This is a genomic window from Brevundimonas vesicularis (genome assembly GCF_032067225.1).
GTDB classification, from domain to species: domain Bacteria; phylum Pseudomonadota; class Alphaproteobacteria; order Caulobacterales; family Caulobacteraceae; genus Brevundimonas; species Brevundimonas vesicularis_F.
Genome location: NZ_DAMBJX010000001.1, coordinates 22,792 through 46,467, shown reverse-complemented (window position 1 = coordinate 46,467; position 23,676 = coordinate 22,792). Strand labels below are relative to the sequence as shown.

The following is a 23,676-nucleotide window of genomic DNA, read 5'->3' as shown; positions in this document are numbered from 1 at the left end:
TCACGCGCGCTCGACGCACATGGCCACGCCCATGCCGCCGCCGATGCACAGGGTCGCCAGACCCTTCTTCGCGCCCGACCGCTTCATCTCGAACAGCAGCGTCGTCAGGATGCGCGCGCCCGAGGCGCCGATGGGGTGGCCGATGGCGATGGCGCCGCCGTTGACGTTGACCTTGGCCGGGTCGAGACCCAGCTCCTTGACCACGCACAGGCTCTGGGCGGCGAAGGCCTCGTTGGACTCGACCAGATCCAGATCCGCGACGTCCCAGCCGGCCTTTTCCAGCGCCTTCTTGGAGGCCGGGATCGGGCCGGTCCCCATGATCGACGGATCGACGCCGGCGGTGGCGTAGGAGGCGATGCGGGCCAGCGGCTCCAGCCCGCGCGCCTTGGCCTCGTCGGCGCTCATCAGCACCAGGGCGGCGGCGCCGTCGTTCAGCCCGGACGCATTGGCGGCGGTGACGCTTCCGTCCTTCGTGAAGGCGGGTTTCAGCTTCTGCATCAGCTCCAGCGTCGCGCCGTGGCGGATATATTCGTCCTTGTCGACCGTCACATCGCCCTTGCGGCCGGGGATGATGACCGGCGTGATCTCGTCATCAAACTTGCCGGCGTTCTGGGCCGCCTCGGCCTTGTGCTGGCTGGCCAGACCGAATTCATCCTGCGCCTCGCGGCTGATGGACCATTTTTCAGCGATATTCTCGGCCGTCTGACCCATGTGATAGCCGTTGAAGGCGTCCCACAGGCCGTCCCTGACCATGGTGTCGACCAGGGCGACGTCGCCCATCTTGTGTCCGTTGCGCAGCTGTTGGGCATGCGGCGCCTGGCTCATGCTCTCCTGTCCGCCGGCGACGACGATCCTGGCGTCGCCCAGAGCGATCTGCTGGGCGGCGATGGCGACGGCGCGAAGGCCCGAGCCGCAGATCTGGTTCAGGCTCCACGCGGCGGCTTCCTTTCGAACGCCCGCGCCCACGGCGGCCTGGCGCGCAGGGCCCTGACCCGCCGCCGCCTGCAGCACATGACCCAGGATCACCTCATCGACCTCGTCGCCGGAGACACCGGCCCGCTCCAGCGCCGCCTTGATGGCGATCTCGCCTAGCTTGGACGCCGGAAGCGACGACAGGGCGCCCAGGAAGGAGCCGACCGGGGTGCGCGCGGCGGAAACGATGACGACGTCGGTCATGGGATTTCACTCTTTGGAGAATAACTCGGCGTGACCGTTTTGCCGCATTGCAGCGCGTTCGTCACCTGCGACGACATGGACAGGGCGCGATTCAGCCAATCGTCACCCTGTCGGCGCATTGTTGGGGAACGATAGAGGCGATCGACGGATTGGAAGGTCCATGCTGCGCACGCTGAAACGTCTTGTCACCCACGTCTGCACGCCGGACGAGCTGGACATGATCGAGCACTATCCGACGCGCGCGGAAAAGCTGGCGGATCTGTGGGTCCACGTCGTCGGCCTGATGCTGGCGGCGGTCGGCGGCATCATCCTGGCTGGTCTGGCCGGGGTCTATGCGGGGATCGGCGGCGTGATGGCGACCGCCATCTACGCCCTGTGCCTCGTCGGCATGCTGACGGCCTCGACCATCTACAACTGGACCAACCCCTGCGCCGCGCGGCCCGTGCTGCGGCGACTGGACGAGGCGGCGATCTTCCTCATGATCGCCGGCAGCTACACCCCCTTCACGACCCAACGGTTCGAGGGTCTGTGGGCCATCGGTTTCACCACCCTGATCTGGACCCTGGCCTTCCTCGGCGCCGGGGTGAAGCTGTTGGCGCCGCGCATCTCGGACAAGTTCTGGAGCGGCGTCTATGTCGTCTTCGGCTGGCTGGCGGTCGCGGCGCTGAAGCCGATGGTCGAGACGGTGCATCCGATCGCCTTGGCCCTGCTGGTCATCGGCGGCCTGATCTATACCGCCGGCGTCTTTGTCTTCATCAGCCCGCGCGTGAAGTTCCGCCGCGCCATCTGGCACGGCTTCGTCGTCACCGGCGCCACGGTCCACTGGACGGCGGTTCTGGTCGGCGTCGTGCTGGCCCCGGCCATGAGCCACTGAACGACCGTCCGGTCCCGGCGCTTTTCTCCCCCTCTGGCGCATCGCGTCGCAACGGAGGATAGTGACGCGTTGCAACATCGCGAGAACAAGCGTGGCTGACGAAAAGACCAAGGGTGAAAAGACCGGCGACAGCGCTCAGGTCGTCATCAAGAAGTATGCGAACCGCAGGCTCTACAACACGCGGACCAGCGCCTATGTGACGCTGGAAGACCTTGCGACCATGGTGCGCGAGGGGACCGAGTTTGTCGTCTATGACGCCAAGACCAACGACGACCTGACCCGCCAAATCCTGACCCAGATCATCTTCGAGGAAGAAAGCCGGGGCGAGGCCTTGCTGCCGGTTCAGTTCCTGCGCCAGCTGATCGGCTTCTACGGCGGTCAGATGCAGGGCGTCCTGCCCTCCTATCTGGAGATGTCGTTGGCCAACTTCGGTCGCCAGCAGGAGCAGTTCGCCAGTCAGATGGGCCGCGCCTTCGGCACTGGCGCGGGCGCGACCCTGATGGAGGACGCCGCGCGGGCCAATATGGCGATGTTCGAGCGCGCCATGCAGATGTTCCCGGCCTTCACCTATCCCCGCGCGGAGCCGACGCCCGCCGCCTCGGATGACAAGGCCGAGCCGGCCCCGCCGCCCGAGGCGCCGGACGCCCTGGACGAAATGCGTCGACAGATGGACGAGATGCGCCGTCAGATCGAGAAACTGGCGAGCGGCAAGAGCAAATGACCGACCGGATTCAGGCCGTCGGCGGACCGGACCGGGTGGATCGCCGTGAAGGCGAACGCCGCGAGCGCGAGCGGCGCGCCCGATCCGCCTCGCGCGCCCTGGTCCCCGTCGATGCGCCTGAGATCGTCAAGCCCCAACCGACCCCGGCAAGAGCTGCCGTCCTGCCGACGCCCGAGCCCGGCGCCGCCGCCTTCTTCGCCCAGCAGATGGGCCAGAGCGGGCAGAAACGCGGCCTGCGCGGCGGCCCGCCGGTGCTGGATGCGGCCCGCTCCGCCTACCTCGGAGCCGAATATTCGGGCGCGGCCGAGCGTCGTCCGAAAACGGGCAAGACCGCCAAGACCGACATCTGAGCTGACGCCGCTCGGGCGGCACGGGGTTTGCTGGGGGCGAGGCAGAACGCTCTCAGCCGGACCCGCCCATGCCCGCCGTCTTCGCCCTTCTCGCCAAAGCCTTCGACGTCGCCGTCGTCGCCCTGATCTTCACGGCTTTTTCTTAAGGGCTATCGCGCTTCGCGCTACTTGAGCCCGTTGTTGGGGAGAGCCGTTGGGCTCACGCCCCGCCGAAATCGAAGTCCTTGCGCGACGCGATGATGGTCACGATGAACCCGGCCAGCACGTCCAGCAGGATCATGATCACGATCAGAAAGAAGGTCGAGGTCGCGAACCCCGGCAGCAGCAGAAACTCCACCAGCACGCCTATGAAAAGGATCATCGACAGGGCGTGATTGATGATGGCGATCCGCTGGCTGGAGGTGGACTTCACCAGCTCGAAGAACAGCAGGATCAGGCCGAGAAACAGGATCAGATCGCCGGATCCGATCGTCCATTGCGCGCCCGAGGTCATCGTGACGGAAAACAGCGGATCGCGCAGCAGCACGTCCGCCTGCACCATCCCCGCCCCGCTCGGCGCGCCGAACAGCACCACGATATTGTAGAGCACCACCGGGATCAGCAGCAGCGGAATGGCGAGCAGCATGGACGGTCCTCTTCGCAGCCGGTCCAACGGCTACGCCTGTTCACCCTGATTTAGCGCCGTTTTCGAAACGCCGCCACAAAGGTTCAAGCCCTGGGAAATCCACCTGCCCGGCTGAGCGCCGACGGCGCCGGCCGGCCGATGGCCTCGCCGATCCAGCGCGCCGTCGCGATCAGGGCGTCCAGATCATAGCCGGTCTCGAACCCGGCCCGCTCCAACATATAGACCAGGTCCTCGGTGGCGATGTTTCCCGTGGCGCCCGGCGCGAACGGACAGCCGCCGATGCCCCCGACCGAGGCGTCCAGCACGTCAATCCCGGCCTCGACGCCCGCATAGGCGTTGGCCAGACCGGTGTTGCGGGTGTCGTGGAAGTGCAGGCGCAGGCTCGCGTCCGGTGCGGCCGCCCTGGCCGCCTCGACCTTTTTCGTCACCGCCCAGGGATCGCCCGCGCCGATGGTGTCGGCCAGCCCGACCTCGCCGACGCCCATATCGGCGATGGCGCCGACCATGTCCGCGACCTGATCGACCGACACCTCGCCGTCGAACGGACAGCCCCAGACGCAGGAGATCATGGCCGACAGCGACGGCGCGCCCTCGCTGGCCTCGGCGTTGTGACGGCGGGCGACGATCTCGCCCAGCATGGTCAGTTGATCCTTCACCGCCAGGCCCTGGTTCTTCAGACCGAAGCCGTCGGTGGCGGCGACCGAGACATTGACCTCGTCCACCCCGGTCGCCAGCGCCCGGTCATAGCCCTTACCGTTCAACACCAGGCCGATGCGGCTGCGCCCCGCCTCGTGCGGCAGGGCGGCCATGACTTCTTCGGCGCCGGCCATCTGCGGCACATATTTGGGATGGACGAAGGAGACGGCCTCGATCCGTCTCGCCCCCGCCTGCTCAAGCCGCCGCACAAGATCGGCGCGGACGGCGGGCTCAAGCACCGCCTTTTCGTTCTGCAGCCCATCGCGCGGCCCGACCTCGACGATCTGGATGAAGCGGCCCATCACTCGGCTCCCGCTGCGGCGTTCCCGTTCCCGTTCCCGTTCCCGTTTCGGGGCGGCGGCGCATAGACGGTCAGGCTGACCGGATCGCCCGCCGAATAGTTGTAGCCGTTGACCGTCCCGACCGCGCGACCGGACACGCCAAGACGCGCCGCCGCCGCACGGAAGGCGTCGGCGTCGCGTCCTTCGACGATGGCGGGCCGCCCTTCGGCCAGGGCCTCGGCCGCGCCTTGGGCGTCGGTCAGGTCGGTGTCGCGTCCGGTCAGGAAGACGAAGCTGGGTTCATGGAAGCCGGTGATCGCCACCGGCCCCGGCGTGCGGCCCTGACGCGGATGCAGGTCCGCCGCCTCCAGCGCCTTTTCAAGCTGGGGCGCGATGGCCAGGGGTCGTAGTTGGCGGATCGTGCCCGACAGGGCCGCATGCGCCACGATCCCGAACGCCAGCGAGGCGACCAGCGCTGCGACCGGCGCGCGGTTCAGCAGAAGGAAGCCCCCCATCGCCCCCGCCGCCAGCGCCATGACCACTGTCAGCGCCGCCCAGGTCTGGGCCGTCGAGGTGCCATAGACCGTCAGTCCATAAACGGTGATGCCGATGATCAGCAGAGCCGCGAACGCGCCCAGGACCGCCCCGGTGATGCGCGAAACCTTGCCGATGGGTTGGGCTAGGGCGGCGGCCGCCAGCAGGGCTAGCGCCCCAAAGGTCGGCAGGGTGTAGTGCCACAGCTTGGTCGGCGCCAGTTCGAACATCAGCCAGCCCGGGACCAGCCAGCAGACCAGGAACCGGATCGCCGGCTCGGCCCGTCGGCTCCACCCCGTCGAGACGGCGGCGGGCAACAAAAGGGTCGAAGGGAAGAACAGCAGGGGCGCCAGCAGCAGATACATGCCGGGGAAGCCCGAATGGCTTTCGTGCGCCCCGGCGATCTTGGGCGCCAGGTCCCCGCCGATGGCCTCGCGCCAGAAACCGCCGTCGGTGGCGATGGTGATGGCGATGGCCCACGGTCCGACCATCAGGGCGACCAGCGGCAGGCCCCAACCCCAGCCGAGGCGATACAGCCATTTGATGTTCCGATCCCAGATCGACAGGGCGATGATCGCCAGGGCCACGACCAGAAACCCGATCGGTCCCTTGATCAGGATCGACAGACCGATCCCGATCCAGAACAGCAGCTTGTGCGGCCGGATTGGGCGTTCGCCCGCCTTCGTCGCCATATAGATGCGCGCCAGCGCCGCCATGGCCAGGGTCGTCGCGCCGCACAGCATGGCGTCGGTCTTGGCGATCCCCGCCTCGGTCGACAGCAGGAAGGTCGCCCCCATGATGGCCCCGCCGAAGAAGCCGACCCGCCCGCCCAGCATGGCCGAGCCGGCCCAGGCCACGGCCCAGGCCGCCAGCATGGCGCCCAGCAGGGAGGGGATGCGATAGGGCGCGATTTCACGGCCCTCGACATCCGAGGTCAGACCCACGGCGATCGCCTGCATCCAGTAGATGCCGACCGGCTTCTTCCAGCGCGGCTCGTCCTGATATCGGATGTCGACATAGTCGCCGCTTTCCAGCATCTGGGACGTGGCCTGGGCGAACCGGCTCTCGTCGCGATCCAGCGGCGGCAGCAGCAGCAGGCCCGGCAGGCCGGCGATCAACGTCAGCAGGGCCGCGAGAACCGGCCCGCGCCAGCCGGCGATGCGGCCATCCAGATCGAAAGTCTTCATTCCAGACTCCTTACACGGCGACTACGCCTGCGTCAGCCGTCTCCCCTAAGCTCTCGTTATCCTCTATGGAGCGCCGATGACCGCCGAAACGCCCGAAATCTCCGTCGTCGTTCCCGTCCATGACGAGGCGGGCGCCGCCGTGCCCCTGGCGCGCGAGATCGCCGCCGCCTTCGCCGGCCGTTCGTACGAGATGATCTTCGTGGACGATGCGTCCAAGGATGCGACCTTGGCCGAGTTGAAGGCCGCCATGGCCGAACTGCCGGCCCTGCGCGTCCTGGCTCACGGGACCAATGCTGGCCAGAGCCGCGCGGTCCGCACCGGCGTCCTGGCCGCGCGCGCGCCGGTCGTGGTGACGATGGACGGCGACGGCCAGAACCCGCCGGCCGATGCGCCCCGCCTGGTCGATGCGCTTCTGTCCGCCCCCGGCGACGTGGGCCTGGTCGGCGGCCGTCGCGCCAAACGTCAGGACACCGAGGCCAAACGCCAGGCCTCCATCTGGGCCAACCGCATCCGCCGCAAACTGTTGGGCGACGACGCCGACGACACCGGCTGTGGACTGAAGGCCTTCCGCCGCGACGTCTTCCTGCGCCTGCCCTACTTCGATCACATCCACCGCTACCTGCCGGCGCTGATGATCCGCGAGGGGTTTAAGAACCAATATCTCGACGTGGACCACCGCCACCGCGAGGTCGGCCGCTCGAAATACACCAACTGGGGCCGCCTGCGGGCGTCGGTCTCGGACCTCTTGGGCGTCATGTGGCTGAAGACGCGGTCCCGCAAGCCAGGCGCGATTTCGGAGTTCTGAGACGGCCCACACCCTCCCTGCTTGGCAGAGAGGATAGGCAAACAAAAAGGGCGGGACCTTGCGGCCCCGCCCTTCTGCATTTCAGCGTCGGTCAGCTTGGACTTAGAAGTCCATGCCGCCCATGCCGCCCATGCCGCCCATGTCGGGGGCCGAGGCGCCGCCCGACTTCTTGGGCGCGTCGGCGACGGCGGCTTCCGTCGTGATCAGGATGCCGGCCACCGAAGCGGCGTCTTGCAGGGCCGTGCGGACGACCTTGGCCGGGTCGATGACGCCCATCTGCACCAGGTCGCCGTACTCTTCGGTCTGGGCGTTGAAGCCGAACGAAGCGTCGCCGTTTTCCAGCACCTTGCCGACCACGATCGAGCCTTCGACGCCGGAGTTTTCGGCGATCTGACGGATCGGAGCCTGCAGGGCGCGACGGATGATCGCGATGCCGGCGTTCTGGTCGGCGTTGTCGCCCTTGACGTCGGCCAGGATCTTGGAGGCCTTCAGCAGAGCAATGCCGCCGCCCGGAACGATGCCTTCGTCAGCCGCGGCGCGCGTGGCGTTCAGGGCGTCGTCGACGCGGTCCTTCTTTTCCTTCACTTCGACTTCGGTCGAACCGCCGACGCGGAGAACCGCGACGCCGCCGGCCAGCTTGGCCAGACGTTCCTGCAGTTTTTCCTTGTCGTAGTCGGAGGTGGTGTCTTCGATCTGGCGCTTGATCTGGGCCACGCGGGCTTCGATCTCGTCCTTGCCGCCGACGCCTTCGACGATGGTGGTGTCGTCCTTGGTGATGGTGACCTTTTTGGCCTTGCCGAGCATGTCGATGGTGACGCTCTCAAGCTTGATGCCCAGGTCTTCCGAGATGACCTGGCCGCCCGTCAGGATGGCGATGTCTTCCAGCATGGCCTTGCGGCGATCGCCGAAGCCCGGAGCCTTGACGGCGGCGACGCGCAGGCCGCCACGCAGCTTGTTGACGACCAGGGTCGCCAGGGCTTCGCCTTCGATGTCCTCGGCGATGATCAGCAGCGGACGGCCCGACTGCACCACGGCTTCCAGGATCGGCAGCATGGCTTGCAGCGAGGTCAGCTTCTTCTCGAACAGCAGGATGAGCGGCTCTTCGAGTTGGGCCTCCATCTTGTCGGCGTTGGTGATGAAGTAGGGCGACAGGTAGCCGCAGTCGAACTGCATGCCTTCGACGACGTCAACGGTGGTGTCGGCGGTCTTGGCTTCCTCGACGGTGATGACGCCTTCGTTGCCGACCTTGGCCATCGCCTGAGCGATCAGCTCACCGATTTCCGAGTCGCCGTTGGCCGAGATGGTGCCGACCTGGGCGATTTCCGAGTTGTTCGAAACGGGCTTGGAGTTCGACTTGATCTCTTCCAGCACCAGGCCGACGGCCTTGTCGATGCCGCGCTTCAGATCCATCGGGTTCATGCCGGCGGCGACGGCCTTCAGGCCCTCTTGCACGATGGCTTGAGCCAGAACGGTTGCGGTGGTGGTGCCGTCACCCGCCTTGTCGTTCGTTTTCGAAGCGACTTCGCGGATCATCTGGGCGCCCATGTTCTCGAAGGCGTCTTCCAGCTCGATCTCTTTGGCGACCGACACGCCGTCCTTGGTCGAGCGCGGAGCGCCGAACGACTTCTGGATCACGACGTTGCGGCCCTTAGGCCCCAGCGTCACCTTGACGGCGTTGGCGAGCACGTTGACGCCGCGCAGCATCTTGTCGCGCGCGTCGGTGTTGAAGTGTACGATTTTAGCGGCCATGCGGGCAGCTCCTATCTATATGGGTTGATTGAAGAACGTCGGACGTCGGGTGCTTAGGACAGCACGCCCAGGACGTCGGATTCCTTCATGATGATCAGGTCTTCGCCGTCGATCTTCACTTCCGTGCCGGACCATTTGCCGAACAGGATGCGGTCGCCGGCCTTCAGCTCCAGAGCATTGACCTTGCCGGTGTCGTCGCGGGCGCCAGGGCCGACGGAGACGACTTCGCCTTCCTGCGGCTTTTCCTTGGCGGTGTCGGGGATGATGATCCCACCCTTGGTCTTGGATTCTTCTTCAACGCGCTTGACCAGCACGCGGTCGCCGAGCGGACGGAACGCCATCGGACTTCTCCCTGTAAAACCCCCGGATCGGGGCGTTTTTGAAACGGTGTGCGGCGCTCTCGCGATCGCCGTTTTGGCAGCCGACCAGCGAGAGTGCTAACGCGAGCGGGAGTTAGGCAGATGGGGGGTCATCGTCAAGCGGCGGCGATGGATCGCCGCGCGAATTCTCTGTGACAAATGAACCGAAAATGAATGCCGGCCTCCGGGGTCGTTCAAACTGGGAGCGATAGAAAGGCCTCAACGCTGGATGCCTTCCCGCCCCGGAAACGCAGATCGGCAAGCAAACAAGGAGACCAAAATGTCCAAGCTGCTGAAGATCACTGCGGTCGCCGCCGCCCCCGTCGTGGCCCTGAGCCTGATGGCCGCTCCGGCTTCCGCCCAATCGCGCGATCGCGACAACACCGGTCGCAACGCACTGATCGGCGCTGCGGTGGGCGGTCTGGCCGGCGCCATCTATGGCAACGGCGATGGCAGCTACATCGCGGGCGGCGCCCTGGCCGGCGCGGCGCTGGGCGCAGTGGCCTCCAACCGCGGCTCGGGCTGCGAATACTACCGCGGCGGCCAGTGCTACCGTAACCAAGGCCATTGGGAGCGCGAGCACGGCATCGACCGCAGCCGCTCGGGCTACGACTACCGCTACGACGGCCGCCGTTACGACTCGCGCTATGACCGCCGCGACTATCGCAATGATCGCGACTACCGCTACGACCGCCGCTGGTAAGCGTTTGACAGTCTAGATGACTGGAAGGGCCCGTCCGGCAAGGACGGGCCCTTTTCGCGTCAGCCCATCACGCGGCGCATCAGGGCCGCCGTGGACGGATCCAGGTCCGCCGAGGGGCCGCCCGCGTCCACGTCCTTCAGGATCGCCTTGGCCAGGACCTTGCCCAGTTCGACGCCCCATTGGTCGAAACTGTTGATGTCCCAGATCACGCCCTCGACGAAGGTCTTGTGCTCATACAGGGCCAATAGCGCGCCCAGGGTCCTGGGCGTCAGACGATCCATGACGATAGATGTCGACGGACGGTTGCCGGTAAAGGTGCGGTGGGACGCCAGGCGTGTCGCCTCCTCCTCCGACAACCCTTGCGCCAACCCTTCGGCCTTGGCCGCCTCGGTCGTCTTGCCCAGCATCAGGGCTTGGCCCTGGGCCAAGGCGTTGGACCACAAAGGCGCTTCTGGGGGCGCCTCCGGCGCGTCCGCATGAGTCTTGGCCACGATCACAAACTCGGCCGGGACGGTCTGCGGTCCCTGGTGGATCTGCTGGAAGAAGGCGTGCTGACCATTGGTGCCCGGCTCGCCGAAGACGACAGGGCAGGTCTGGCGCGTCACCGGCGTGCCGTCGCGATGCACCCGCTTGCCGTTCGACTCCATCTCCAGCTGCTGCAGGAAAGACGGCAGGCGACGCAGGGCGTGGGCGTAGGGCGCCACCGTCCGCGCCGGCCGGTTCAGGCCATCGACGTTGAACACCTGGGCCAAAGCCAGCAGGATCGGGGCGTTTCGCTCCAGCGGGGCCGACACGAAGTGCGCGTCCATCTCCGCCGCGCCCGCCAGCATCCGTTCGAACACATCCCAGCCCAGGGCGATGCCGCACGACAGGCTAACCGCCGACCACAGCGAATACCGCCCGCCGACCCAGTCCCGGAAGGCGAAGGTGCGACCGCAGCCGAAGGCCGCCGCCTTCTCCGGCGCCGCCGTCACCCCGATGAAGTGTTTCGTCATCCCCTCGGCCGGCAGCGACGCCGCCAGCCAGGCCTTAGCCGCCTCGGCGTTGGCCAGGGTTTCCTGCGTCGTGAAGGTCTTGGACACGACCACCACCAGTGTGGTCTCGGGATCCAGGCCGGTCAGCGCCTCGGCCATGTCGCGCGGATCAATGTTGGCGACGAAGCGCAGGTCGATGGCCGGGTCCAGCGGGCGCAGCGCGTCCCAGACCACGCGCGGCCCCAGGTCCGACCCGCCGATGCCGACATGAACGATCGCCTCGAACGTCTTGCCCTTTGCGCCCGCCTCGGCGCCCGACCGCACGGCATCGGCATAGGCCTTCATGTCCGCCCGCACGGCGTCCACCTCGGCCGAGACCGGCTCGCCCAGGGCCTTGAAGTCAGCGCCCGGCGCGGCGCGAAGAGCCGGGTGCAGGACCGCCCGGCCCTCGGTCAGATTGACGGCCTCGCCGGCGAACAGGGCCGCGCGACGCCCTTCGACGTCGCTGGCGCGCGCCAGGTCCAGACAGGCGTCGAAGGCGGCCTTGGTCCAGCTCTGTTTCGACAGGTCCAGATAGAGCCCCGCCGCCTCGACCGACATCCGCGCCAGCCGGTCGGGATCGGCGGCGAACTGGTCCACGATCCGCGCGGAGGCGGCCTCGGCGGCGGCTTGGTCGAAGGCGGTCCAGGCGGCGTCGCGGGTCATCGTCGTCTCCATCGGGAATGACAGGGTAAACACTCGTTTACGGCTGGGGCGTATTCAGGTTCAACGTCCCAGCGGACGCTGAAACAGGAAGTCACCTCCATGTCCTGCGGCCTTGCTCTCACGATCGCCCTGGCGATGTCCAATCCCTCGGTGGCCCTGGCCGCCGAACAGCCGGCCGCCGCGCCCGACGCGCCGATCTCGGTGGCGGGCGAGCCGCTGTTCGCCGACATCATCTCGCGCTCGGCCAGCCTGAAGGCCGTGGTCGACGGCTGGGCCGCCGCCAAGGCCGCCGACGACGCCGCCTTCTTCACCAGCCAGGCCTTCACCGGCTTCAAGGCCCAGGCCGAGCAGTTGGCCGCTCTGGACATGCAGGGCCACCTGATTCTGAAGGAACGCGGCACCGACGGCGACCTGAAATGCATCCTGCGCGGCATTTCAGAGGACATGCCCAAGAAGGTTCAGGCCGTTCAGGCCGCCGCCAATCCGGCCGAACGCGCCACAGCCCTGTCGGAACTGTCCTATCTGCTGAACGACAACGTCGAAGTCATCACCGCCCCGCCTAAGCCGGAAGTCTGACGCCTTCTAGAGAGCGGCCAGCGCCTCCAGCACGCCCTTGCCGTAGCGATCCAGCTTCGACTGACCGACGCCGGAAATGGCGCCCAGACTGCTCAGGTCGCCCGGCTCGGCGTGGGCGATCTCCAGCAGCGTCCGGTCCTGGAAGATGACATAGGGCGGGACGTGCTGTTCCGAGGCGCGGTCGCGGCGCCAGGCGCGCAAGGCCTCGAACCGGGCGCGGACATCCGCGTCCATCGTCTCCAGCGCCGCATTGCGCCCTTCGCCAGAGCGGTCACGACGGCGCGGGGCGGTATCGGCCTTCAGCGGCGCGCGACGCACCTCGATCTGGCGCTCGCCGCGATAGACGGCCCGCACCGCCTCGGAATCGCCCAGCCCGACCAACGGCTTGCCGTCGTTGGGATCCTCGACCAGCAGACCTTCGAATAGCAGATGATCGACGATCTCGCGCCAGCTGTTCAGCGAAATCTCGCGCCCGATGCCCCAGGTGGACAGTTGCTGCTCCCACGGCTGCACGTCCTTGGTGCGGGCGGTCAGGTGATCGACGACGCGACCCCTCCCGAACCGGCCGCCCAAGCGCTGCACCGCCGCCAACGCCTTCTGAGCCGGGACGGTCGCGTCATAAAGCTGGGGCGGGTCGCCGCAGATGTCGCAGACGCCGCAAGGCTGGGCGTCATGCTCGCCGAAATATCGCCGCACGGCCTGGGCCCGACAGACGGCGCCGTCCAGCATGGCGAACAGCTGGCGGGTCTTTCGCACCTGGACCGATTTGACCTCTTCGGCCATCGGGCGGCTGTCGAGACGACGCAAGGACCAAGCGATGTCGGACGGCCCATACAGAGTGATGCCCTCAGCCGGCTCGCCGTCGCGACCGCCGCGGCCGATCTCCTGCCAATAGGCCTCCAGGCTGCCCGGCGGATCGGCGTGGATGACGAAGCGCACATCGGCCTTGTCGACGCCCATGCCGAAGGCGATGGTGGCGACCATCACGGCGCCCTCTTCGGCCAGGAAGCGTTCCAGCCGGCGGTCGCGCTCCTTCGTATCCATGCCGGCGTGATAGGCGATGGCGTTGGTCCCGGCGTCGCGCAGCGCCTGGGCCACGCGGTCGCAGCCGTCGCGGCTGCCGCAATAGACCACGCCCGACTTGCCCCGCCGTTCGCGCACCAGTTCGATGACCCGCGCATCGGTCTTGGCCCGAGACGCGCTCTCCTTGCGCTCGGCCGACAGTTGCAGGTTCGGACGCGCGAAACTATCGACGAAGACCGTCGCCTCTTCCAGTCGAAGCGAGCGCAGAATGTCGTCGCGCGTGCGGGCGTCGGCGGTCGCCGTCACCGCGATGCGGGGCACGTCGGGGAACCGCTCGGCCAGCAGACCCAGGTTGCGATAGTCGGGGCGGAAGTCGTGACCCCACTGGGACACACAGTGGGCCTCGTCGATGGCGATCAGGCTCAGCGGCAGTTCCGCCAGCCGGTCCATCATGGCCCCCCCCGCCAGGCCTTCCGGCGAGACATAGAGCAGGTCCAGCTCCCCCGACCGCGCCGCCGCCCAGATGGCCGAGCGCTCGTCCAGCGACACCCCGGAATCCAGCCGCGCCGCCGCGACGCCCTGCTGCTTCAACGCCTCCACCTGATCGGTCATCAGGGCGATCAGCGGCGACACCACCAACCCCAGTCCGGGGCGCAGGATGGCCGGGATCTGATAGCAGACGCTTTTGCCGCCGCCGGTCGGCAGGACCGCCAGCACATCGCCGCCCGACAGGATCTGCTCGACCACCTGCCCCTGCAGCCCCCGGAAGTCGGAGTGCCCCCAGACGCGCGCCAACAACGCCCGCGCGTCGTTCAGGTCAGGCGTATCGGTCGAGGAAAACTGGGGGCGCGTGGCCGGCATCCTTAAGCTGTGCACTCTTTGTTCCCAAACAGAAGACGCCGCCGGCCGCGAAGGCGACCGGCGGCGGCGTCATAGGGGGAGGGTTTAGTGGGCGGGCGCTTCGGCGAACTGGCCGCCGACGCGGTAGCGCCACAGATAGGACGGGGCGATAGCCGCCATGCCGGCCGGATGGTCGATGCCCAGATCGCTGAGGCCAAGCGCATCGGCGGCGACCACATTGTCCTTCTCCAGCATCAGCACCTGATCGCGCGTCAGCGGCGGGGTCAGGCCGACGAACCGGCTCAGTTGCAGCAGCGAACCCAGGGGCTTGGCGACGATGAAGGGCACCGAAACCAGCATCCGGTCGCGGCCCGTCTCACGACGCACCAGCTCCAGCACCTCGCGGAAGGTATAGAGGCTCGGCCCGCCCAGTTCATAGGTGCGGCCGGCGGCGTCCGCGCGGGTCACGCCGCGCGCGATGGCCTCGGCGACATCGCCGACATAGACCGGCTGGAACCGGGTCTCGCCGCCGCCGATCAAAGGCAGGGCCGGCGCCATCGTCGCCATGGCGGCGAAGCGGTTCAGGAAGCTGTCGCCCGCGCCGAACACCAGCGACGGACGCAGGATCACCGCATCCGGATAGACGGCGCGCACGGCCGCCTCGGCCTGGGCCTTGGTGCGACCATAAGCCGAAGGGCTGGCGGCGTCGGCGCCGATGGCCGAGATTTGCACCAGGCGCTCAACGCCCGCCGCCTTGGCGGCCTCGGCGATGGTTCTGGCCGCCTCGGTATGGACGGCGTCGAAGCCGCGCTTGCCGCCTGCGTCATGCAGCACGCCGACCAGATTGACGACGGCGTCCGCGCCGCGCACGGCCTGCGCCACATCCGCCGGGTTGGTGATGTCGCAGCGCATGAACTGGATCTGTCCGGGATCGCCCAGCGGCTGGATTTCGATCGCCAGGACCGGGTTGCGCACGGCCACGCGAATGCGCCAGCCGCGACGCGCCAAGGCGCGCACCGCCTGCGACCCGATAAAGCCCGAACCTCCAAAGAGGGTCACGACGCCGGGGGCGAGGTCAGCCATGGGGAAAGCTCCAGTCGAAATCCGTTTCGGCGGGATAGACGATAGGGCGCCGCACCGCAACGCGGGCCTTCACGGTCACGCTGGCGTTCGACGCGCGGCCGCCCATCTGAGGCGGATGAAGCTTTTCACCATTGGTTACGAGGGCGCGACCCAGGCCGACGTCATCGCGCGGCTGAAGACGGCCGGCGTGCAAACCCTGATCGATGTCCGCGCGGTCGCCGCGTCCCGCCGCGCCGGCTTTTCCAAGACGATCCTGGGCGAGAGCCTGAAGGCCGAAGGGATCGACTATGTCCACCTGCGCGGGCTGGGTACGCCCAAGGCCGGACGTGACGCGGCGCGCAAGGGCCGTATCGACGAGATGCGCGCCATCTTCGCCGATCACCTGGCCGAACCCCAGGCGCAGATCGAGTATGAGCGGCTGAAGGCGCTGGCGGCCGACAAACCCGTCGCCCTGCTGTGCTTCGAGGCCGACCACGCAGGCTGCCACCGAGCCGTCCTGGCGGAACGACTGTCGGAAGAAACCGGCGTGGCGGTCGTGGACCTCTAGCCTTACGGCCGTCGGACCAGCTGATCGACCGAACCGCTGGTGACCGGGTGGTAGAGCGGCCGCGCCTCGGCGTAGATGCGTCGCGCATTGCCCCGGCCCCATTCGCCCTCGTTCCACAGGGTCTGGAACAGCGGCAGGACGAACTTGCGACGGCCCTGGCTGGTCAGGAACTTCTCGGCCGTGGCGACCGACGGCTGATACCGATGGGCCAGGGCGATCTGCAGCCAGGCGAAGGTCAGTTCGGCGTTGCCTTCGTTCGCCAGGTTCAGCGTGCGCTCCAGATCGGCCAGCTGCGCGTCCGTCAGCCAGTCGGCGCCTGTCCGCAGACCCTCGGGACGCCAGCCCAGGAAGCGCTGCCGCTGCTGGGTGTTCCAGTCCGCCCACGGAATGGCCGAGGCCGGCCCCTTGTCCTTGAAGAAGGCGACGGCGGCCGCATCCACCGGCTCGAAGGCGTGGGACACCGGCGCGACGGCGTTGGACGGCAGGCCGGGCTGATAGACCCAGGCGTCCATCTGCAACTGGCTTTCCAGCGCTGCGTCGCCCTTGATCAGATTGTCGCGGATGTCCTGCAGGAACATGGCGGTCGTCATCGGGCGATAGGCGTTGCGATCGAAATAGCCGCGCAGCCAGGCGTCGAACCGATCCCGCCCGACGGTGCGTTCGATGGTCCGCAGGAACAGGGCGCCCTTCTCATAGGCGATGTCGTTCATGCCGTCGTCGGGGTCGCGGCCCTTCAGGTCCAGATGCAAGCGGGTGTCCGCCGCAGGCAGGGACTTCAGCGTGTCCTGAAGGCTGTCCCAGCCCAGCACCTGCTCCTGCATGGCGCGGTCATGACCATAGACCGACTCCATGATCCGGTTCTCGAAATAGACGGTGAAGCCCTCGTTCAGCCAGAAGTCGTTCCAAGTCGCATTGGTGACCAGATTGCCCGACCAAGAGTGCGCCAGTTCGTGCGCGACCAGCGACACCAGCGAGCGATCGCCGGCGATGATGGTCGGGGTGGCGAAGGTCAGCTTCGGATTCTCCATCCCGCCGAACGGGAAGGAGGGCGGCAGGACCAGAAGGTCGTAGCGGCCCCAGCGATAGGGGCCGTACAGCTTCTCGGCCGCCGTCACCATCTGGGCGGTCGGCTCCAGCTCCCACTGGGCGGCGCGCAGGCGGCTGGGCTCGGTCCAGACCCCGGTGCGGCCGTCGAACGGTGCAAAGGCAATGTCGCCGACGCCCAGCGCGATCAGATAGGGCGGGATCGGATTGTCCATCCGGAAGCGCCAGGTCTTCATCCCGTTTGCGGCCCGCTCGCCGTTCGGCGTCAGATGATTGGCGCTCATGACCACCGTCAGGTCTTCGGGCGCGGTGATGCGGGCCGAATAGGTCTGGCGGATGCCGGGGCTGTCCTGGGTCGGCACCCAGGTGCGGGTCAGGATGGCCTGGCCCTGGCTGAACAGATAGGGCTTCTGTCCGCCGGCCGTCTGGCTGGGGTTCAGCCATTGCAGCGCCGCCGCATTCGGGCGGGTGGAATAGCGGATGGTGATCTTGCGTCGCTCATTGGCGGCGAAGGCCGGGAAATAGACCGTCAGCGGCTGGCCCAGAACGGCGTCATTGTCGCCGACGACATAGCGCAGCGGCTGACCCGCCGCGTCGCGCACGTCCTGAATCTCCAGGTCGCGGATATCCAGCACGATCTCGTTGGCGCCCGGGATCGCCAGGATGTCCAGGGTCGCCGTGCCCGCCAGGGTCTTGGCGTTGAAGTCGGCGGTCAGGTCCAGAGCCACATCGACGACGCGGGCGATCTCGGGCCGGGCATGGGTGTGGACGTCCACCGCTTCGGGACCGGGCGCCGGGGCGATGGCGGGCGGGGTCATGGCCGACCCTCCCGTCGTGGTGGAGCAGGCGCTCAGACCCATGGCGGCGGCCAGGGCGAGGGCGGAGACGAGACCGAGCGCTTTCAGCGTCATCGAGGTTTTCCTGGGCTGATCTTAAAGATTGGCCCGGAGAACGCGCGGAAACGCGAAAAAGATCAAGCCTTGGCGGCGACCGGCGCGTGATGGGCCCGGAACAGCCTTCCCCGCTCGGCGAACAGCACCCAGCCGAGGGCGATCAAACCAAAGACGGTGAAACCGACAGACATCGGAATGGTCGTGCCGTTGAACTGCTGGCCCACCGCAAAGCCCAGCAGCGAGCCGACGATGGTGGAGATGAAGCCCTGGATCGAGGCCGCCGTGCCCGCGATCTTGCCCATCGTCTCCATCGCCATCGATCCGAAATTGCCCGCGATCAGGCCGAAACAGAACATGGTCAGTGTCTGCAGTACCGCAAAGGTCCAGATCGATTCATGACCGCTGATCGCCACCACCGCATGGATGGCGGCGATGCTGGTGAAGCCGATCAGGGCGGTGTGCGAAATCTTGCGCGAACCCAGCTTCACCACCAGACGCGCATTGACGATCGAGGCCACGGCAATGCCGCCCGCGATCAGCGCGAATACCGCCGGAAACGCCGCCTCGGCGTGAAAGACGTCGGCGAAGATCTGCTGCGACGAGTTGATGAAGCCGAACAGGGCCCCGGTGATCGCCGTCATGGCCAGGGTGTAGCCGACGGCCGTGCGGTCGGTCAGGGCGATCTTGTAGGCTGCGGTCAGCCGCTTGACCTGGATCGGCAGACGATCTTCGGGCTTCAGCGTTTCGGGCAGACGCAACGACGCCCAGACGATCAGGCCGACGCCGATCAGGCCCAGCCCGGCGAAGATCCAGCGCCACGGCCCGACCAACATGATCAGTTGCCCCAGCGACGGCGCCAGGATCGGCACGCCCAGGAAGACCAGGAAGCTGAACGACATGACCCGCGCCATGGTGCGCCCTTCGTAACGGTCGCGCACGATGGAGACGGCAAGGACGCGGGTGCAGGCGCTGCCCAGACCTTGACCGACGCGGGCCATGATCAGCGTTTCGAAGGTCGGGGCCAGGGTCGCCAGCAGACTGAACATCACATAGACGCCGACGCCGAACAGCAGGACGGGCTTTCGCCCGAACCGATCCGCCAACGGGCCGTAGAACAGCTGCGCCCCGCCGAAGCCCAGCAGATAGGCCGTCACCACCCATTGTCGGTCGTTGTCGGTCGCCACGTTCAGGTCGGCGCCGATGTGCGGTAGGGCCGGCAGCATGGAATCGATCGCCAGCGCATTCAGCGCCATCATCAGGGCGATGAGGCAGACGAACTCGACGAAGCCGAGTTCCTTCTTGGCGGGCGCTGACGCAAGGGAAGAAGACATCCGGGCCAGATGCGCCGTCACGCCCCGATCCGCAACCGCACGCCCGTCATAAATTGCTGCAATGCAGCGAAATCGGGTTTGAACGGCCGGCGCCTCGCCAAAGCCGCGAAGCTTCGCTAGAGGAAGTCATGACAGAACAGATGACAGCACAGGCGGCGCTGGACCGCCTCGAAACCCTCTACACCCAATCCGTGACCAACCTGCGCGACGCCGTGCGGGATTTCGTCAATACCGGCGCGCGGCCCGATCCGGTCAAACGCGCCGAAGGGGTGTTCGCCTATCCCGAACTTCGCATCCGCTGGGACGGGGATCGCCCCCAGGACCTGGAGCCCCGCGCCTACGCCCGGCTGTCCAGACAGGGCAGCTATTCGACCACGATCACGCGGCCGGACCTTTTCCGCCCCTATCTGACCGAACAGCTGGGCCTGCTGGAGCAGGAGTATAATGCGACCTTCGAGGTAGGCCTGTCCCGCCAAGAGATCCCCTTCCCCTATGTGACCGACGGGCTGGAGGTCGCGCTGGACCGGTCGATGACGGCCGCCCTGGCGCGCTGGTTCCCCACTACGGACCTGGCCCATATCGGCGACGAGATCGCCGACGGCCTGTTCGAAATGGGCGGCGACTTCCCCCTGTCGCACTTCGACGGCCTGCGGACCGACTTCTCGCTGGCGCGGCTGAAACACTACACCGGCACGCCGGTGGACGACGTTCAGTCCTATGTCCTGTTCACCAACTACAATCGCTACGTCGATGAGTTCGTGCGCTGGGCCATCGAGCAACTTCGGACGCCCGGCTCGCCGTATGAGACCCTGTCCTGCGCCGGCGGCGTGGTGATCACGCGCGACACGCCCAACCCCGAGGCGGCGATCAGCGACACGGCCTGGAAGAAGCACCAGATGCCAGCCTATCACCTGACCGCGCCGGGCCATAAGGGCGTGACCCTGGTCAACATCGGCGTCGGCCCGTCCAACGCCAAGACGATCACGGATCACCTGGCGGTCACCCGTCCGCATGTCTGGCTGATGATCGGTCACTGCGGGGGCCTGCGCGCCAGCCAGACCATCGGCGACTATGTCCTGGCCCACGCTTATCTGCGCGACGATCACGTGCTGGACGCGGTGCTGCCGCCCGACATTCCGATCCCGTCGATCGCCGAGGTCCAGCGCGCGCTCTATGACGCCACCAAGTCGGTCAGCGGCATGCCGGGCGACGAGGTCAAACTTCGCCTGCGCACCGGCACCGTTGTCACCACCGACGACCGGAACTGGGAGCTGCGCTATTCCAAGTCGGCCCTGCGCTTCAACCAGTCCAGAGCCGTCGCCATCGACATGGAAAGCGCCACCATCGCGGCCCAGGGCTATCGCTTCCGCGTGCCCTACGGGACGCTGCTTTGCGTGTCGGACAAGCCGCTGCACGGCGAGATCAAACTGCCGGGTCAAGCCAACCGCTTCTACGAAGGCTCGATCTCCGAACACCTGCAGATCGGCATTCAGGCGGTCGACCTGATGCGCAGCGAAGGCTCCAAGCTGCACTCGCGCAAACTGCGCGCCTTCGACGAGCCGCCTTTCCGGTGAGCCCGGCCATCTCCTCCCCACAGCGTGGGGAGGGGGACCGCGCGAAGCGGGGTGGAGGGTTCTTAAAGCTCCACCCGCGCCGGTCATGCGATGAAGAACCCCTCCGTCACGGCGCGAAGACGCGCCGCGCCACCTCCCCGTTTCGCAGGTAGGAGACGGATTTGCGTATCGTCAGACCGCCGCCTTCTCCAGCGCACCGGGCTCGACCGGACTGGGCGCGGTGGTCGCCTTGCGGGTGTCCTGACGGCGCGGCAGTCGCCACACCTGGTGCGAACGATAGCTGGTTCCATCCCAGGCGAGGGCCGTCACGGTGATGGTCTTGGCGTCCCAGTCGATCTGATTGAAGCCGGGCGGCGCGCCGCGCTCGCGGTGCGACAGCGTCCCGCATCCGACGGCGTAGGAGCAGCGGTCCGCCAGCGGGATCGGCATGGCGAACGGCACATGGACATGGCCCGTCATGATCAGATCGACCCCCGCCTCGGCGAAGATAAGGGCCGCCTCGTCGCCGCGCTTGACGTCGCCAGTCATCGGCGTGCCGACCATCTCGATCAGCGGATGGTGGCAGGCCAGAATCCGCAGGGCGCCGATCGGCGCCTGACGCAGGGCCTCGGCCGCGCGCCGCGTCTGGTCCAGGTCGATGACCCCCTTCGACCAGTTGGGCCGCGCCTGCCAGCCGCGCGCGGTGACGACGCCGCGCACCATGACCGTGTCGCTGCGGAACTGGCCGTCGTGGGCGGGAAAGCCGGTCTCGGTCTCGAAGGCGCGCCAAGGATGGAACACCCGCGCGACGGCGTCCCAATAGGGCACGTCATGATTGCCCACGATGACGAAGCGCGGCTCGGGCATGGCCCGCATCCATTCGCCCGCCGCCTTGAACTCGTCGGGGAAACCCTTTTGCGTGATGTCGCCGGTGATCAGCACCAGATCGTTGGGCGTCGCGTGGGCGTATTCCAGAGCGGCGGCGCAGGCGCGTTTGTGCTCGCAGCCGAAATGAACGTCGGAAAACTGAAGAACGCGGCCCATCAGATACTGTCCTCGGCTGACGGCGGCTTGGGCGCCAGCGCCTTGAAGGCCTTGGGCACGAAGCGGATGACGGCCTCCGGCTTCAGCAGCAGCGGCTCGCCGTCGATGACCGCCGGGATCTTGGAGCGCGCGCGCACCTCGATGCGCTTGGCCGGGCGGGTCGAGACGGCCGGATCGTGTCGCCAATCGCTGAACAGGGCGGTCGCGGCCAGGCGGAAGGCCTGGGTCGCATCGCTGGGGTCCATAGCGGCCGCTTCCAGTCCGATGGGATCCTCCATCGCCTTGGAGATCATCGGGCTGATCAGCACCAGCGCCTCGGTGCGGCGTTTTTCTCCGCCGTCCAGGGCGAAGCGCAGGCGCCCCGAAAAGGCGCGCTTCAGCGCGCGACGGCCATATTGCCAGGCCAGCTTGATCTTGCCGGTCCGCATCGCCTCGCGCGCCGGGGCCCAAAGCGCCGGCGATCCCAGAATGGCGGCGCAATAGAAATATTCGCCCTGGACCTCGCCGCCCGAAACGGCCTGGGGCTCGCCCTCCTCCAGCGCGCGCTTCAGCGCGAGCTTCCAGTCGGCGGTGCCATACAGCGCCTTGGGCAGCATGTTCATCGTGCCGCCCGGCAGGGGCGCGATCATCGGGCCATCCGGCTTGGCCTTCGACGCCACCGAGCGCGCCGTGCCGTCCCCGGCCAGCACGAAGATCACGTCCGGCTTGGCGGCGAAGGCGTCGGCGATGATCTGGTCGAAGTTGCCCCCTTCAAACGACACGACCTCGGCCTTGAGGTCATACTGCCCCAACAGGGCTTCGGCCTCGCCGGCGGCGCGTGGCCCCACGCTTCCGGACAGCGGATTGACCAGCATCACGGCGTGCCGGATCTGGGCATGGGGCGTCAACGCAGTTTTGTCGTCTGCATCGGAGGGGGGTTGGGCGACATCGGTCATGGCGGCCGAACGCCCCGCAGGCGCCGTCGTTCCGCCCAAGCGTCACCATAGTTGCGGATGCAGTCTGCCGATGCGGAACCTATGCCGCGAGGACACGTTTGCTGCCCACAGGGGCCAACACCCAGGGACAAAGGAATTCATCATGAAAAAGGCGATTATCGCGATTGCCGGCGCCGGCCTGCTGGCTTCGGCCTGCGCCAGCGACCCATATGGCTATAACAACGGCTCGAACGAAACCGTCCGCCAAGGCGCCATCGGCGCCGGCCTGGGCGCCGTCGCCGGCGCCATCATCGGCAACAACGTCGGCGGCGGCAACGCTGCGACCGGCGCCCTGATCGGCGGCGCCCTGGGCGGCACGGCCGGCGCTATCCGCGGCTCCAACCAGGACCGCAACAACCAGCAGCGCTACCGCGACAATCAAGGCCGCTACTACTACTGCTACGATAATCGTCAGGACGAGTGCTACTGGGACAACGGTCAGCGCCGTTATTGATCAGTGATCAAATGCCGGTCGCGAAGGTCCGCGACCGGCGCTAGGTTAAAGAGGCGGCCTGTCGGACGACGGGCCGCCTCTTTTGCGTAATGGGCCGGCCGAGCCGGAGGAGGGCTGAGATGAAGCGATTGATGGGTCTGGCTGTGGCGGCCGTGGGTGTGCTGGCGGCGTGCGCGCCGATGCCCAAGCGCGAGGCGCTGGTGGTGGGCGAATCGCTGTGCGCGCCGGGGCGTTTCGATATCTACTTCCTGGAGAATCAGGCGCGACTGACCGAGCCGGCGGCGATGGTGCTGAAGGCGGCGGCGAGCAAGGCCAAGGATTGCGACGTGCGCAAGGTGCGCGTGGTGGGCTTGGCCGACGCCACGGGAACGCCCGAAGCCAATCTGAACCTGTCGCAGCGGCGCGCGCGGACGGTGGTCGAGGCGCTGACCCAGGCGGGCATGCCCGCGCCGATCTTCGAGCTGAACGCCGCAGGCGATGCGGGCGCCACGACCGCAGCCGGCAATGACGAACCGCTGCGGCGCCGTGCGGAAGTGATCTACGAGGCCTATCCGCGCTGATCGACGCGGGGGCGG

The 23,676-nt window shown here is 67.3% G+C and carries 23 protein-coding genes; 10 read left to right on the top strand and 13 right to left on the bottom strand.

Annotated features, from left to right (window positions below; translation table 11 throughout):
• Positions 1 to 1,176, bottom strand: a complete 1,176-nt coding sequence (locus RT123_RS00210) for an acetyl-CoA C-acetyltransferase (protein WP_313006876.1) — start codon at positions 1,174 to 1,176, stop codon at positions 1 to 3.
• Positions 1,177 to 1,336: 160 nt separating this feature from the next.
• Between RT123_RS00210 and trhA the strand changes: the two genes are divergently transcribed.
• The 3 genes from trhA to RT123_RS00195 all read left to right on the top strand — a co-directional run bounded on the left by trhA (position 1,337) and on the right by RT123_RS00195 (position 3,121).
• A complete protein-coding gene (trhA, locus tag RT123_RS00205) occupies positions 1,337 to 2,050 on the top strand; it encodes a PAQR family membrane homeostasis protein TrhA (protein ID WP_307508557.1) in 714 nt (237 codons plus the stop codon).
• A gap of 91 nt (positions 2,051 to 2,141) precedes the next feature.
• Positions 2,142 to 2,771, top strand: a complete 630-nt coding sequence (gene phaR / locus RT123_RS00200; RefSeq protein WP_313006873.1) for a polyhydroxyalkanoate synthesis repressor PhaR — start codon at positions 2,142 to 2,144, stop codon at positions 2,769 to 2,771.
• Positions 2,768 to 3,121, top strand: a complete 354-nt coding sequence (locus RT123_RS00195; RefSeq protein WP_313006872.1) for a hypothetical protein — start codon at positions 2,768 to 2,770, stop codon at positions 3,119 to 3,121. Before phaR ends, RT123_RS00195 begins: the two co-directional genes overlap by 4 nt.
• Positions 3,122 to 3,320: 199 nt before the next feature.
• On the opposite strand, the gene RT123_RS00190 is transcribed toward RT123_RS00195, so the two are convergent.
• The 3 genes from RT123_RS00190 to RT123_RS00180 form a co-directional block, all read right to left on the bottom strand.
• Complete coding sequence (locus RT123_RS00190; RefSeq protein ID WP_066553946.1) at positions 3,321 to 3,746, bottom strand: hypothetical protein; 426 nt, start codon at positions 3,744 to 3,746, stop codon at positions 3,321 to 3,323.
• A gap of 83 nt (positions 3,747 to 3,829) precedes the next feature.
• Positions 3,830 to 4,744, bottom strand: a complete 915-nt coding sequence (locus tag RT123_RS00185; protein WP_313006869.1) for a hydroxymethylglutaryl-CoA lyase — start codon at positions 4,742 to 4,744, stop codon at positions 3,830 to 3,832.
• Complete coding sequence (locus RT123_RS00180; RefSeq protein ID WP_313006867.1) at positions 4,744 to 6,444, bottom strand: glycosyltransferase family 39 protein; 1,701 nt, start codon at positions 6,442 to 6,444, stop codon at positions 4,744 to 4,746. The genes RT123_RS00185 and RT123_RS00180 overlap by 1 nt, the downstream gene beginning before the upstream one ends.
• Positions 6,445 to 6,520: 76 nt before the next feature.
• Here RT123_RS00180 and RT123_RS00175 point away from each other — a divergent pair, with 76 nt between their 5' ends.
• Positions 6,521 to 7,249 (top strand): glycosyltransferase family 2 protein, encoded by a 729-nt coding sequence (locus tag RT123_RS00175; protein WP_066553941.1) that lies wholly within the window; start codon positions 6,521 to 6,523, stop codon positions 7,247 to 7,249.
• Between the two features lie 102 nt (positions 7,250 to 7,351).
• Here RT123_RS00175 and groL read toward each other — a convergent pair whose 3' ends face one another.
• Both groL and groES read right to left on the bottom strand, forming a co-directional pair.
• Positions 7,352 to 8,998 carry a chaperonin GroEL gene (gene groL / locus RT123_RS00170; protein ID WP_313006865.1) on the bottom strand — a complete coding sequence of 549 codons (1,647 nt, stop codon included), beginning with the start codon at positions 8,996 to 8,998 and terminating at the stop codon, positions 7,352 to 7,354.
• Between the two features lie 53 nt (positions 8,999 to 9,051).
• Positions 9,052 to 9,339: a co-chaperone GroES gene (gene groES, locus RT123_RS00165; protein WP_055808823.1), complete on the bottom strand. Its 288-nt coding sequence runs from the start codon at positions 9,337 to 9,339 to the stop codon at positions 9,052 to 9,054.
• A gap of 298 nt (positions 9,340 to 9,637) precedes the next feature.
• On the opposite strand from groES, the gene RT123_RS00160 reads away from it, so the two are divergent.
• On the top strand, positions 9,638 to 10,060 hold the full coding sequence (locus RT123_RS00160; protein ID WP_165114280.1) for a hypothetical protein: 423 nt from the start codon (positions 9,638 to 9,640) through the stop codon (positions 10,058 to 10,060).
• 59 nt (positions 10,061 to 10,119) lie between these two features.
• On the opposite strand, the gene pgi is transcribed toward RT123_RS00160, so the two are convergent.
• Positions 10,120 to 11,739 carry a glucose-6-phosphate isomerase gene (gene pgi, locus RT123_RS00155; RefSeq protein ID WP_313006863.1) on the bottom strand — a complete coding sequence of 540 codons (1,620 nt, stop codon included), beginning with the start codon at positions 11,737 to 11,739 and terminating at the stop codon, positions 10,120 to 10,122.
• Between the two features lie 99 nt (positions 11,740 to 11,838).
• On the opposite strand from pgi, the gene RT123_RS00150 reads away from it, so the two are divergent.
• The gene (locus tag RT123_RS00150; protein ID WP_313006861.1) at positions 11,839 to 12,315 is read left to right on the top strand and encodes a hypothetical protein; all 477 of its coding nucleotides are present in this window, start codon (positions 11,839 to 11,841) and stop codon (positions 12,313 to 12,315) included.
• 6 nt (positions 12,316 to 12,321) lie between these two features.
• On the opposite strand, the gene recQ is transcribed toward RT123_RS00150, so the two are convergent.
• Together recQ and RT123_RS00140 are read right to left on the bottom strand one after the other, a co-directional pair.
• On the bottom strand, positions 12,322 to 14,199 hold the full coding sequence (gene recQ / locus RT123_RS00145; protein ID WP_313006859.1) for a DNA helicase RecQ: 1,878 nt from the start codon (positions 14,197 to 14,199) through the stop codon (positions 12,322 to 12,324).
• Between the two features lie 84 nt (positions 14,200 to 14,283).
• The gene (locus tag RT123_RS00140) at positions 14,284 to 15,261 is read right to left on the bottom strand and encodes a complex I NDUFA9 subunit family protein (protein WP_313006857.1); all 978 of its coding nucleotides are present in this window, start codon (positions 15,259 to 15,261) and stop codon (positions 14,284 to 14,286) included.
• Positions 15,262 to 15,376: 115 nt separating this feature from the next.
• Here RT123_RS00140 and RT123_RS00135 point away from each other — a divergent pair, with 115 nt between their 5' ends.
• Complete coding sequence (locus RT123_RS00135; RefSeq protein WP_313006856.1) at positions 15,377 to 15,808, top strand: DUF488 domain-containing protein; 432 nt, start codon at positions 15,377 to 15,379, stop codon at positions 15,806 to 15,808.
• Positions 15,809 to 15,810: 2 nt separating this feature from the next.
• Here RT123_RS00135 and RT123_RS00130 read toward each other — a convergent pair whose 3' ends face one another.
• Both RT123_RS00130 and RT123_RS00125 read right to left on the bottom strand, forming a co-directional pair.
• On the bottom strand, positions 15,811 to 17,763 hold the full coding sequence (locus RT123_RS00130) for a M1 family metallopeptidase (RefSeq protein ID WP_313006854.1): 1,953 nt from the start codon (positions 17,761 to 17,763) through the stop codon (positions 15,811 to 15,813).
• A 62-nt stretch (positions 17,764 to 17,825) separates the two neighbouring features.
• Positions 17,826 to 19,076, bottom strand: coding sequence for a multidrug effflux MFS transporter (locus tag RT123_RS00125; protein ID WP_313006852.1), 1,251 nt, complete (start codon positions 19,074 to 19,076; stop codon positions 17,826 to 17,828).
• Positions 19,077 to 19,204: 128 nt separating this feature from the next.
• On the opposite strand from RT123_RS00125, the gene RT123_RS00120 reads away from it, so the two are divergent.
• Positions 19,205 to 20,650, top strand: coding sequence for an AMP nucleosidase (locus RT123_RS00120; RefSeq protein WP_313006850.1), 1,446 nt, complete (start codon positions 19,205 to 19,207; stop codon positions 20,648 to 20,650).
• 171 nt (positions 20,651 to 20,821) lie between these two features.
• Here the strand turns inward: RT123_RS00120 and RT123_RS00115 are convergent, their stop codons facing one another.
• Positions 20,822 to 21,673, bottom strand: a complete 852-nt coding sequence (locus RT123_RS00115; protein ID WP_112862864.1) for a metallophosphoesterase family protein — start codon at positions 21,671 to 21,673, stop codon at positions 20,822 to 20,824.
• Entirely contained in the window at positions 21,673 to 22,608 is a 936-nt protein-coding gene (locus RT123_RS00110) for a diacylglycerol kinase family protein (protein WP_313006848.1), read from the bottom strand. The genes RT123_RS00115 and RT123_RS00110 overlap by 1 nt, the downstream gene beginning before the upstream one ends.
• A gap of 142 nt (positions 22,609 to 22,750) precedes the next feature.
• Here RT123_RS00110 and RT123_RS00105 point away from each other — a divergent pair, with 142 nt between their 5' ends.
• Positions 22,751 to 23,101, top strand: a complete 351-nt coding sequence (locus RT123_RS00105; protein ID WP_055754593.1) for a glycine zipper domain-containing protein — start codon at positions 22,751 to 22,753, stop codon at positions 23,099 to 23,101.
• 119 nt (positions 23,102 to 23,220) lie between these two features.
• Complete coding sequence (locus RT123_RS00100) at positions 23,221 to 23,661, top strand: OmpA family protein (protein ID WP_269220085.1); 441 nt, start codon at positions 23,221 to 23,223, stop codon at positions 23,659 to 23,661.
• Positions 23,662 to 23,676: the final 15 nt, after the last annotated feature.